The organism is Pseudomonas lyxosi, from assembly GCF_047758685.1.
GTDB lineage: Bacteria > Pseudomonadota > Gammaproteobacteria > Pseudomonadales > Pseudomonadaceae > Aquipseudomonas > Aquipseudomonas lyxosi.
In genome coordinates this window covers 4,305,406-4,316,952 of sequence record NZ_CP180481.1, presented here as the reverse complement: position 1 = coordinate 4,316,952, position 11,547 = coordinate 4,305,406, and the positions used below count along the sequence as shown (strand labels likewise).

13 protein-coding genes are annotated in these 11,547 nt (G+C 58.4%); 9 read left to right on the top strand and 4 right to left on the bottom strand.

Features of this window, described 5'->3' with window-relative positions:
• Positions 1-10 precede the first annotated feature (10 nt).
• The 3 genes from lpdA (at position 11) to ACMXYI_RS19960 (ending at position 3,409) form a co-directional block, all read left to right on the top strand.
• Positions 11-1,393, top strand: a complete 1,383-nt coding sequence (lpdA, locus tag ACMXYI_RS19970) for a dihydrolipoyl dehydrogenase (protein ID WP_415768719.1) — start codon at positions 11-13, stop codon at positions 1,391-1,393.
• Between the two features lie 299 nt (positions 1,394-1,692).
• Entirely contained in the window at positions 1,693-2,712 is a 1,020-nt protein-coding gene (locus ACMXYI_RS19965) for a branched-chain amino acid aminotransferase (protein WP_076031364.1), read from the top strand.
• A 163-nt stretch (positions 2,713-2,875) separates the two neighbouring features.
• Entirely contained in the window at positions 2,876-3,409 is a 534-nt protein-coding gene (locus ACMXYI_RS19960; protein WP_415768718.1) for a serine acetyltransferase, read from the top strand.
• On the opposite strand, the gene ACMXYI_RS19955 is transcribed toward ACMXYI_RS19960, so the two are convergent.
• On the bottom strand, positions 3,388-4,284 hold the full coding sequence (locus ACMXYI_RS19955) for a LysR substrate-binding domain-containing protein (RefSeq protein WP_415768717.1): 897 nt from the start codon (positions 4,282-4,284) through the stop codon (positions 3,388-3,390). The two genes, ACMXYI_RS19960 and ACMXYI_RS19955, sit on opposite strands and share 22 nt — an antisense overlap.
• Positions 4,285-4,389: 105 nt before the next feature.
• Here ACMXYI_RS19955 and ACMXYI_RS19950 point away from each other — a divergent pair, with 105 nt between their 5' ends.
• The gene (locus ACMXYI_RS19950; RefSeq protein WP_415768716.1) at positions 4,390-4,998 is read left to right on the top strand and encodes a LysE family translocator; all 609 of its coding nucleotides are present in this window, start codon (positions 4,390-4,392) and stop codon (positions 4,996-4,998) included.
• Here the strand turns inward: ACMXYI_RS19950 and ACMXYI_RS19945 are convergent.
• Positions 4,995-5,759 (bottom strand): ArsR/SmtB family transcription factor, encoded by a 765-nt coding sequence (locus ACMXYI_RS19945; protein WP_415768715.1) that lies wholly within the window; start codon positions 5,757-5,759, stop codon positions 4,995-4,997. The genes ACMXYI_RS19950 and ACMXYI_RS19945 overlap by 4 nt on opposite strands.
• 82 nt (positions 5,760-5,841) lie before the next feature.
• Here ACMXYI_RS19945 and ACMXYI_RS19940 point away from each other — a divergent pair, with 82 nt between their 5' ends.
• The gene (locus ACMXYI_RS19940; protein WP_415768714.1) at positions 5,842-6,963 is read left to right on the top strand and encodes a cytochrome P450; all 1,122 of its coding nucleotides are present in this window, start codon (positions 5,842-5,844) and stop codon (positions 6,961-6,963) included.
• 21 nt (positions 6,964-6,984) lie between these two features.
• On the opposite strand, the gene ACMXYI_RS19935 is transcribed toward ACMXYI_RS19940, so the two are convergent.
• Positions 6,985-7,866, bottom strand: coding sequence for a LysR substrate-binding domain-containing protein (locus ACMXYI_RS19935; RefSeq protein ID WP_415768713.1), 882 nt, complete (start codon positions 7,864-7,866; stop codon positions 6,985-6,987).
• A gap of 139 nt (positions 7,867-8,005) precedes the next feature.
• Here ACMXYI_RS19935 and ACMXYI_RS19930 point away from each other — a divergent pair, with 139 nt between their 5' ends.
• Complete coding sequence (locus ACMXYI_RS19930) at positions 8,006-9,037, top strand: D-cysteine desulfhydrase family protein (RefSeq protein ID WP_415768712.1); 1,032 nt, start codon at positions 8,006-8,008, stop codon at positions 9,035-9,037.
• Between the two features lie 147 nt (positions 9,038-9,184).
• Positions 9,185-9,520, top strand: coding sequence for a hypothetical protein (locus ACMXYI_RS19925; protein WP_415768711.1), 336 nt, complete (start codon positions 9,185-9,187; stop codon positions 9,518-9,520).
• Between the two features lie 124 nt (positions 9,521-9,644).
• Here the strand turns inward: ACMXYI_RS19925 and ACMXYI_RS19920 are convergent, their stop codons facing one another.
• Positions 9,645-9,983 (bottom strand): FKBP-type peptidyl-prolyl cis-trans isomerase, encoded by a 339-nt coding sequence (locus ACMXYI_RS19920; RefSeq protein WP_415768710.1) that lies wholly within the window; start codon positions 9,981-9,983, stop codon positions 9,645-9,647.
• A 146-nt stretch (positions 9,984-10,129) separates the two neighbouring features.
• Here ACMXYI_RS19920 and ACMXYI_RS19915 point away from each other — a divergent pair, with 146 nt between their 5' ends.
• Together ACMXYI_RS19915 and ACMXYI_RS19910 are read left to right on the top strand one after the other, a co-directional pair.
• Entirely contained in the window at positions 10,130-11,194 is a 1,065-nt protein-coding gene (locus ACMXYI_RS19915; protein ID WP_415768709.1) for a M4 family metallopeptidase, read from the top strand.
• Positions 11,191-11,514 (top strand): protealysin inhibitor emfourin, encoded by a 324-nt coding sequence (locus tag ACMXYI_RS19910; RefSeq protein ID WP_415768708.1) that lies wholly within the window; start codon positions 11,191-11,193, stop codon positions 11,512-11,514. Before ACMXYI_RS19915 ends, ACMXYI_RS19910 begins: the two co-directional genes overlap by 4 nt.
• The last annotated feature ends 33 nt before the right edge of the window (positions 11,515-11,547 follow it).

Genomic DNA, 11,547 nt, shown 5'->3' with positions numbered 1-11,547 from the left:
AGGAGCACGCATGCAAACTTTGAACACCACACTGCTGATCATCGGCGGCGGCCCTGGCGGCTATGTAACGGCGATTCGTGCCGGCCAGCTGGGCATCTCGACCATTCTGGTGGAAGGCGAATCGTTGGGCGGTACTTGCCTGAACATCGGATGCATTCCGTCCAAGGCGTTGATCCACGTCGCCGAACAGTTTCACCAGACGCAGCACCACAGCCAGCACTCGGCGCTGGGCATCAGTGTTTCGGCGCCGACGCTCGATATCAGCAAGAGTGTCGAGTGGAAGGACGGCATCGTCGATCGCTTGACCACCGGCGTTTCGGCACTGCTGAAAAAGAATAAAATCCAGATTATTCAAGGATTTGCGAAAGTCATTGATGGTAAAACCGTAGAAGTTGGCGACACGCGCATTCAGTGCGAGCACCTGGTGCTGGCCACCGGTTCGAAAAGCGTGAACCTGCCGATGCTGCCGATTGGCGGCCCGATCATCTCCTCCACCGAAGCTCTGGCGCCAACGTCCGTGCCGAAACGGCTGATCGTGGTCGGTGGCGGTTACATCGGTCTGGAGCTGGGGATTGCCTATCGCAAGCTCGGCGCCGAGGTCAGCGTGGTCGAGGCTCAGGATCGCATCCTGCCGGCTTACGACGCCGAACTGACACAGCCTGTGCATGACGAACTGAAAAAACTTGGTATGAAGCTTTACTTGAAGCACAGCGTCCAAGGCTTTGATTCTGTTAGCAATACACTGCAAGTGCTTGACCCGAATGGCGACACCCTGAACCTGGAAACCGATCAGGTGCTGGTGGCCGTCGGCCGCAAACCGAACACTCAAGGTTGGAACCTCGAAGGTTTGAACCTGGACATGAACGGCTCGGCGATCAAGATCGACAACCGCTGCCAGACCAGCATGCGCAACGTGTATGCCATCGGCGACGTGAGCGGCGAACCGATGCTGGCCCACCGGGCCATGGCTCAGGGCGAGATGGTTGCCGAGCTGATCAGCGGTAAATCCCGTGAGTTCAACCCCACCGCCATCGCCGCCGTGTGCTTTACCGACCCGGAACTGGTGGTGGTCGGCAAGACCCCGGACGACGTCAAGGCGGCTGGTCTGGACTGCATCGTTTCCAGCTTCCCGTTTGCGGCCAATGGCCGGGCAATGACTTTGGAATCGAAAAGCGGCTTCGTGCGGGTCGTGGCGCGGCGTGACAATCATGTGATTGTCGGCTGGCAAGCAGTCGGTGTGGGCGCGTCGGAATTATCGACCGCGTTCGGTCAGAGCCTGGAAATGGGCGCCCGACTGGAAGACATCGCTGGCACCATCCACGCGCATCCGACCTTGGGCGAAGCTGTGCAGGAAGCGGCGTTGCGAGCTTTGGGTCATGCTCTGCACCTCTAAAACCGGACATATAACCCTGTAGCAGCTGACGAGCACCGCGAGGCAGCGTCCGGCGACGAAGTCGTCGTAATCCGGTTAACGCGGTCAGTCTGAAAGACCGCGATGGCAGGTTTTGCGACGGCTTCGCCGCCGGACGCAGCCTCGCGGTGCTCGACAGCTGCTACATCGGGTGCATCGATGGTCGCAGAGATTGAATTCCGGCTGCGAAATGGGCCCGGAATGAAGTATTGTTGTCCCCATCCAGAAAAACGTCAGAAGCCTTGAACCGTTTCGGCGGTTGTTAAGTGATAGAGGGTGTCATGGGTAACGAAAGCATCAATTGGGACAAGTTGGGTTTTGACTACATCAAGACAGACAAGCGCTATCTGTCGCACTGGCGTAATGGCGAGTGGGACAAAGGCACCCTGACCGAAGACAATGTGCTGCACATCAGCGAAGGCTCTACTGCCCTTCACTATGGCCAGCAATGCTTCGAGGGCCTGAAGGCCTATCGTTGCAAGGACGGTTCGATCAACCTGTTCCGCCCGGATCAGAACGCCGCACGCATGCAACGCAGCTGCGCGCGCCTGCTGATGCCACAGGTGTCCACCGAGCAGTTCGTCGAAGCCTGCAAGGAAGTGGTCCGCGCCAACGAGCGTTTCATCCCGCCTTACGGCACCGGCGGCGCGCTGTACCTGCGTCCGTTCGTGATCGGCGTGGGTGACAACATCGGCGTGCGTACCGCCCCCGAGTTCATCTTCTCGATCTTCGCCATTCCGGTCGGTGCCTACTTCAAGGGCGGCCTGACCCCGCACAACTTCCTGATCTCCAGCTACGACCGCGCCGCCCCACAAGGCACCGGTGCAGCCAAGGTCGGTGGTAACTACGCGGCCAGCCTGATGCCAGGTTCCCAGGCCAAGAAAGCCCACTTCGCCGACTGCATCTACCTGGACCCGATGACCCACACGAAAATCGAAGAAGTCGGCTCGGCCAACTTCTTCGGGATCACCCACGACAACAAGTTCGTGACCCCGAACTCGCCGTCGGTCCTGCCGGGCATCACCCGTCTGTCGTTGATCGAGCTGGCAAAATCGCGTCTGGGCCTGGAAGTGGTTGAAGGTGACGTGTTCATCGACAAGCTGTCCGACTTCAAGGAAGCCGGTGCTTGCGGTACTGCTGCGGTGATCACCCCGATCGGTGGGATCAGCTACAACGACAAACTGCACGTGTTCCACAGCGAAACCGAAGTCGGCCCGGTCACCCAGAAGCTCTACAAAGAGCTGACGGGCGTACAGACCGGCGACATCGAAGCGCCAGCGGGCTGGATCGTCAAGGTTTGATTTGACGGGGCCTGATCCCAAGCGGCACATAACCCGTCCATCGCTTTGGCGATGGGTGGGTTTTTTATTGCAAAAAGAATGGCTATCCAGGGGCCGTACCCATTCCATAGTTCACTTGTTAAACTAGCCCATTTTTCAGAGCCGTAAGGCTAGGGGCTGCGCCGTGAATTTAGAAACTTTGACGATGCATTGGAAATCGGAAGTTTCAAACAAGAAAAAACCGGGAAGTCACATCGGCCTGATAACCAACATTCTTAAACGAACCAGAAAGAACAACACGCTTAGATACTTGTTTTTATTTAGACTTGCGCAGTATTTAAATGCTCGAAAAGGTTTGTTCCGCGTTTATGCGAAACGATTGGAAAGGAAGATCAATCTAAAGTACGGGGTTGAAATAAGTATTGATGCCAAAATAGGGCCCGGCTTTCGTATCGGCCATTTGCCTGGGATCGTCATCACTGGCTATGTTCAGATCGGCCGAAATTTCTTTATCCGTCAAAATACCACCATTGGCATAAAAACCATGGGGTTACCTGAATATGACCTCAAGATCGGCGATAACGTAAGTGTTGGAGCAAATAGTTGCATCATCGCGGACACCCTCTCAATTGGTGATAACGTTACTATCGGGGCCATGTCCTTCGTCAATAAAAACATTCCTGAAGGCGCTACTTTTTATAACGCCCGCCCATCCTGAGCAATGCGGGCAAACAACCACTCCACAAACACCCGTGTCTGCACCGTCACGTCCGGCGCGACACCGTAGTAATAACGCGGCAACGGCATCCGCAATTCGGGCAACGGGCAAATCAGGCGACCGCTCGAGAGGTGGGTGCCCAGCAAAGAGGTCGGGCACAAGGCAATGCCCTGTCCATCCACGGCGGCCTCAAGCACCAGGTGCATGTGATCAAACTGCCGGGTGACCTGAGTGGCTGACTGGGATTGGCCAAAATGCAGGGCCCAGTTGTGCCAATCTTCGCGACGCGCCTTGGCAGTCAGTAACGTGTGCCGGCTCAGGGACGCGAGGTCTTCAAGGGCCAGGCGCTGGATTAGCGAAGGTGCCGCGACCAGCAACAGTTCGTCTTCGAAGAGGGCTCGCGCCTCAATCGCCGGCGCCCAGTCGTCACGACCACGGCGAATGACGATGTCGAACCCGTCGCGCGCATGATCGGGTGCCTGGGTTTGGGTAATCACTTGCGGTTTGATGTCCGGGTGCTGCGCAATGAAATCCTCCAGCCTGGGCGCTAGCCAAAGCATCGCAAAGGATGGACGGACATTGATCTTCACGGTCGGCAGCGAGGCATGTTGCTTGAGCGCAGCGGCGGCGTTGGCGATCTGCGCCAGCCCGGCACTGACCTGCTCATAAAAACGCTGACCGGCCGGCGTCAGCACCGATTGACGGACACGCCGCTCGAACAGCAGCACGCCCAGGTGTTCCTCAAGCAATTTGATATGCCGGCTGACGGCACTGTGACTGACATGCAGCTCTTCGGCCGCCAGGCTGAAACTTTGATGGCGAGCAGCAACGGCGAAGGCGCGAACAGCATTAAGCGGCGGTAGTGGATTTGTCATGCGTCTAATTTAGTCACATATGCAGCGCAATTAAAACGTTTGTCACGCCCACGTCGCCACGCCAATCTGCCCGCACGCAGCCTGCGCCACCTGACGGAGCAAGACATGAACAGCTACGGACTCTTTCTACTGTTTGCCACCCTGACCATTTTGAGTCCAGGGCCTGGCGTGGTCCTGACCCTGTCCAACGCGGTGCGCCACGGCTGGACGGGGGCAGTGCCAGGCATTCTGGGGATCGCGTCGGGTGCGTTTATCGTCGCCGCCATCAGCGCCACCAGTGTCGGCCTGATCCTCAGCACCTCCGCGCACGCCTTCACCGCATTGAAATATGCTGGGGCTGCCTATTTGTTGTACCTGGGTTACAAAAGCTGGCGTTCGGATCGTTTCAGCTCGTTGCTTGAAACGCGCCCCTCAAGCCCGGGCTACCGCTTCCTTGAAGCGGCTTCGATCCAGTTTTTGAACCCCAAGGCTGTGTTTTTCTTTCTGGCGGTGTTCCCGCAATTCATCGACACCTCGGCGCACTTCTCCACCCAGTTCTTCAAATTGGTGGCCTCATACGCAGTACTGGTGATTCTGGTGCATGGCAGCTATGCCTTGCTCGCCAATGCCGCCAAAGGCTGGTTGTCCAGCACGAAGGGGTCCTGGCTGGCGGCGAAAGTCTCGGGCGTGACCTTCGCCGGCTTCGGCGTGCTGATGGCCTCGGCCAGTCGCTAAGGCGCAGAACTGGCGATCGCGCGACGCCGGGTCTCGGTGGACGCGGGTTGTGCTGTCGATACCTGAACCGGCAGTTCAACGACAAACCGGCTGCTGAGTTCCTTGCGCCCCGTCGCCGTCAACGCCAGCGCGCGACTGTCCAGGTCCTGAGTCACCCATTTGCGCTTGATCGCCGTTTGCAACAACGCCGCCCCCAACGAGCCGCCCAGATGCGGCCGACGCATGCTCCAGTCCAGGCATGGGCAGGCGAAGCGGCGGCGCAGCGTGCTCAAGTCCTTGACCTCGATACCCAACCCTTCAAACACCGCCTCACCGCTGTCGCTCAGTTGATAGACCTGTTCATCGGTTTCCAGCAGCCACCCCGCTTCGATCATCCGGTCATGCAGCAGCACCGCCAACGTGCCGGCCATGTGGTCGTAGCAAGTGCGGGCGAATTGCAGGCGATCCGGGGTACGCGAATTGAAGGTCGGCGCAGCGTTCTGGCCGATCACCATCAACGCTTCCAGCGCCTGGGCGACGCGCTTGTCCGTCAGGCTGTAATAGCGATGTCGGCCCTGCACGTGCAGGCGCACCAGCGCCAATTCCTTGAGTTTGGCCAGGTGCGCGCTGGCGGTGGAGGCGCTGACTTCGGCAATCGCTGCCAACTCGGTGCTGGTGCGGGCGTGGCCGTCCATCAGCGAACAAAGGATTTTCGTCCGGGCCGGTTCCGCGATCGCCGCAGCCACCTGAGAGACGCCGACATCGTGCTGTTCTACGTTCATATTTCGCTCCCGGACGAATCAAGGCCCTTTCGAACTGGAGATAGTAGCAACACTTTTCCAACCACAAACAAGGCTGCGACCCATGGACCCGATCATCGCTGCGACTCATGCCGATCCTTATCCCTATTACGCGCAACTGCGCGCGGAGGGCGGGCTGGTTTTTCACCAAGGACTGAACGTGTGGGTGGCGAGTAGTGCCCGAACTGTTGCGGCCGTGCTGGCGCATCCTGACTGTCTTGTCCGGCCTTCCCACGAACCGGTGCCCAAGGCGATTGTTGGCGGGATGGCCGGCAAGGTCTTTGGTCAGTTGATGCGGATGAATGAGGGCGAACGGCAGCGTTGCCCGAAGTCGGCGATTCAACCAGGGTTGGCGTCGATTGATGCAGATGAAGTCAATGCACTGGTCGGCGCTCGCCTGATCACTCCGGGCGCCGATGGGTTTTACAAGGCGATGTTTCGCGGGCCGGTTTGCGTGGTGGCTGCATTGCTCGGGTTCTCTCCGGCTCAGGGTCGGGCTATCAGCGAACTGACGGGGGACTTCGTCGCCTGCCTGTCGCCCCTGAGCGATCAAGCGCAACTGGATGCAGCCCACGTTGCAGCGGAACAATTGAGCGGCTATTTCGTTGAGTTGCTGGATGATCCGAGCAATCAGAGCGCCCTGCTCGCCGGGATCCGCCAGCGCTTCGCGGCAACAGTTGGCGACTCTGAGACATTGATCGCCAACCTGATCGGGCTGTTTTCCCAGACCTATGAAGCCACCGCCGGACTGATCGGCAATGCGCTGTTGGCGTTGATTCGGAACCCATCGTTGCGCAGCGAATCGACACCCGTTGACGACTTGATCGCTGAAGTTCAGCGCTTCAATCCGTCGGTGCAGAACACCCGCCGGTTTGTCGCGGCGCCTTGTGAAATCGAGGGGGTAAGCCTGAACCTCGGCGACGTGATTCTGGTGCTGCTGGCCTCGGCCAATCGCGATCCGCAACTCAATGACCAGCCCGACGTCTTTCTTCTTGATCGTCCAGACCGGCGCAGTTTCACCTTTGGTGCGGGGCGGCATCAATGTCCGGGGCAGACATTGGCCCTAAGCATTGCCAGCGCTACGTTGAAGGAGATCCTGACGATAAAGCCTGCTTTGGATCGCGTGACCTGGCATTACCGGCCTTCGCTGAACGGGCGTATTCCGCTGTTTAGCGATTTGCCGTAAGACCGCGTCAACACGCAACGGTCACGCCAGTCGCTGCGCAACAAAATCGATAAAGGCTTTCAACTTGGGCAGTGATTTTCGCGAGCGTGGATAAACCATCTGCACCGGCTTGGGGGGCGGCGCGTAGGCGTCCAGGATCCGCACGAGTTCCCCGTTGGCCAAGGCAGCCGACACCAGGAAATCGGGCTGCATCAAAATCCCCTCTCCGGCCACGGCCGCCTGCAGCAGTACCTGGCCGTCATTGCTTTTCAGCACCGCTCCTTCGGGCCAGGGAACCTCGCTGGCGCCGTTTTGCAAAGGCCAGGCAAACCGGTTGTTCCAGGACGTGTGGGTGAGGATTCTGTGTCGGTGCAGGTCTTCGGGGGACTGAGGTTCCTGCCATTTTTGCAGATACCGGGGCGATGCGCAGATCACCATTCGATACGGTGGCAACGGCTTGGCCAGCAGGTTCACGCCGATCAGTTCGGAGATCCTGAACGCGAGATCGAATGATGTCTCGTACAGGTCCACCACCTCGTTGCTCAGAATCAGCTCGACCTGGATCTGCGGATAACACTGCATGAACTTCGACACCAGAGGACCGACCAATGCCACGCCGAGGGTCATCGGTGCGGTGATTCGCAACAGGCCGCTGGGCTCCGGGTTCGACGCCTCCACCCGGCTGAACGCGTACTTCACCTGCTCCAATGCCCGCTTGGCTTCCTCATAAAACAACCGCCCTTCCCCGGTGATGGATTGGCGTCGGGTGGTACGTTGAATCAGTTTGGTGTTGAGGGTTTTCTCCAGGCTCTGGATATGCCGTCCAACCATGACCGCCGACATCCCGATGTCATTGGCCGCATCGGCAAAGCTGCCCGCCTCGACCACGGCGACGAAAACTTCCATTTGCCTGAGTTTGCTCATGACCATGCCTTGTGAAGGGAGGAAACGGAACGCTTGATTAAGTACATCAGGTTAAAGGAGTAATAACCGGCAATGCGTTTATCACGAAGGGCTTTCTCCCTAGAGTCACTTAATTAAAGTGAACAACGAGGCTCCATTGATGCAAACCCTACTGGACACGTCACTGAGTTCTTTTGCACGGGCAGACCTTCTGCAAGGCCCCACACCCATTCAGCACGCCGAACGCCTCGAACACCTGCTGGGCTTGAAGTCGCAGGGAATCGGCCTGTTTCTCAAGCGCGACGATCATATGCTGATTGGCGGTGGCGGTAACAAACTGCGCAAACTCGAATTCCATATCGGCGCAGCGTTGGCGGCCGGAGTCGACACGGTGATCACCGTGGGCGGCATTCAGTCCAACCATGCGCGCCTGACTGCTGCGGTGTGCGCGCGCCTGGGCCTTGCCTGCGAACTGATCTTGACCCGCGCGGTACCCAAAATCGATGTGGATTACGAACTCAACGGCAACGTTCTACTCGACCAATTGTTTGGCGCAAACCTACAGGTGCTTGCCGGGGGCAGCGACTCACTCGCCGAGGCCGAAACACGGGCCACGCAACTTCGGGATTCGGGGCGCAACGTGCTGGTGATTCCCACCGGTGGCTCAACGCCCCTGGGCAGTCTCGGTTATGCGCGCTGCGCAGCGGAGATCGCGCAACAGGAAACGGAACTCGGCCTCACCTTCAATCAGGTCGTGGTGCCCAACGGCAGCGCCGGCACCCACGCCGGGCTCGCGGCGGGCTTCCAGTTGCTGGGCCGAGGCACCTCGATCGTCAAGTCCTATTCGGTGTTGTCCGATCGAGACACGTCAGCGGCCAGAACCCGGCAATTGACCCAGGACGCACTGGCGCTGTTGGGCAGTAGCGTCATTGTGCAGGCTGAAGAGATCGCCATCGACGGCAGTCAGTTGGGCGACGGCTATGGTCTGCCGACGCCAGCCATGCAGGAAGCAGTGCGCCTGATGGCTCGCGCCGAAGGCCTGTTGATCGACCCGGTGTACTCCGGCAAAGCGTTTGCCGGGCTGTTGGCTGATCTCAGACAAGGACGCTTCCGTTCCGGGGACAATGTGCTGTTCGTGATGACTGGTGGAACACCGGGTCTTTTTGCCTACCGGGAAACCTTTCAGTCCTAGCGGTTAATCATCGCGGGTCAGTACTTCCAGCAATTCACTTATCTTGAAAGAAACGCGTGCATTTGTAACAACAGTACGAGTTTCAGACCCGTCCTACAGCCATAAGATGCAATCCTGAGTTTTCACCAACATTCCAGGAGTAAAAAAGTGAGCCTTCTCTACCAGGATCCATCCATGAGCCACGAGGAAGCGACGAGGCTCCTTGCTAGCGATGAAGAAGCGAACGTTATTGCCGCATTGGTTTCCATCGGCCTGAATGAGCAGGACAGAACCTGGGCTCAGGACACCTGCCTCAAGTACCTCGCAAGTGAGAGCGAATCGATTGCAGCATCCGCCATCACGGCTCTTGGTCATATAGCCCGCAGGCATGGCGATCTGGATACGAAAGTGGTGCTCCCAGCACTCGAAAGCGTGAAGTACAGGTTTCCCTCCTTGGAAGGCGTTGTGACGGATACCCTTGACGACATTGACGCATTCACCTGAATCACCAAATAGAAGGCGCTGGCGAAAAAATAGTGGCGAGGTGGTTTGATCAATGCTCCAAAAAAAAAACCGCCCTTTCTGTGTGCAGATAGTGCGGTTTTTGTCATTTCAGCTCATACGCCAATCAATCATCGCGCGTCAGCACTTCCAGCAATTCAATCTCGAAGATCAGGTTCGAATTCGGCGTGATCGCTCCCATCGTCCGCTCGCCATAGGCCAAATGCGCAGGCACCCACAGCTTGCGCTTGCCGCCGACCTGCATGCCCATAATCCCCTGATCCCACCCCTTGATCACCCGACCGGTGCCAATCACGCACTGGAAAGGTTTACCCCGGCTGTAGGAAGAATCGAATTCAGTCCCGTCTTCCAGCCAGCCGCGGTATTGGGTGGTAATCAGCGCGCCTTTGACGGCGGCTTTGCCGTCGCCCGGCTCAAGGTCAATGATTTGCAACTCGTCGTTCATGATTCCTACTCGTTCACTGTCGCCCAGTGATTGGGGCGCTGGCGGAGGTTTTCGCAGAAACCGGCGCGCAAGGCAATCCACGGAACCGAAAGACCGTCATCCGGCTCACATGAATAACGACTTCGTATTCAGGAAAGGACGCTCTGATGACCGACTCATCACCGCTGTACAGTTTCATCCCGCCCTACATCCTCAACCGAATCATCGCCCACGGTTCCGACCGTCAGCGCTCCAGCGCCCAGACCACGCTGATCCATGTCCGCCGTCTGCGGCACAATCCCGGCCCGCCATCGCGCCCACCCGCCAAAGCGATCCTGCCGCAGCCCGGCCAACCCGGCCTGGCGCAGCGCAGCATTCACGACGCGCAAGGGAAAATGCTTCTGCCGGGTATGCCTGTGCGGCTTGAAGGCCAGGCGGCAACCGGTGATCCGGCGGTCGACGAGGCCTACGACGCATTGGGTGCCAGCTATGATTTCTTCTGGAAGGTGCTGGGTCGGGACTCCATCGACAACAAGGGTTTTGCCCTGATCGGCAGCGTGCATTACGGCCTGGATTACCAGAACGCGTTCTGGAATGGCGCGCAAATGGTGTTCGGTGACGGCGATGGCGAAATCTTCGAGCGCTTCACCCGCTCTCTGGATGTGATCGGCCACGAGTTGACGCACGGCGTGATCGAAAGCGAAGCCGGTCTGCTCTATGTCAATCAGTCCGGGGCATTGAATGAATCGATATCGGACGTTTTCGGGGTACTGATCAAACAACATGTATTGGGCCAGACCGCCGAAGAGGCCGACTGGTTGATCGGTGCCGACCTGCTGGCACCGCGCATCAAAGGTATCGGTTTACGCTCGATGGCCCGTCCCGGTACGGCTTATGACGACCCTCTGCTCGGCAAGGACCCGCAACCGGATCACATGCGCCAATTTGTGATCACCCAGGAGGACAATGGCGGTGTGCACATCAATTCGGGCATCCCCAATCGGGCGTTTTATCTGGCCGCGATGGCGCTGGGCGGCTTTGCCTGGGAAAAAGCCGGCCGCATCTGGTACGACGCGCTGTGCGACAAACGCCTGAGTAGCGAAGCGACATTCAGTGCTTTCGCGCAACTGACCGTCGAGCATGCCCAGAAAGGGTTTGGGGCGAAGGCAGTCGAAGCTGTGCGACACGGCTGGTCTGAAGTGGGCGTCAACCTGACGCCGGAGGAACAATGAAAACCTTTCCAACACTGGACGATAACGCGGTGGTCTGTGTCTCCCGCCAGGGCGGCATAGCGGCGATCCACACCTTGACCCGCCCCCGAGAGATCGAATTCGCCCAATGCAATGCCGACCAACGCACCCGCATTTGTTCGTTGCTCGAGGGTTGCCTGCTTATGACGAGTTCATCCGCTGGTCGGGGCGATCAGCGCTTCTATCAAATCGAAGTGCGCTACCGCAGCGGCGAACAGGACGACCGGATGGTGATGAAGGTGCCTGAAGATCAGGCGCCAGGGGAATTGGTACATCTGTGGGACAAAGGTGAACTGCTATAAGTTTGGCGCCCCCTCGTAATAGAGGCTGATGAT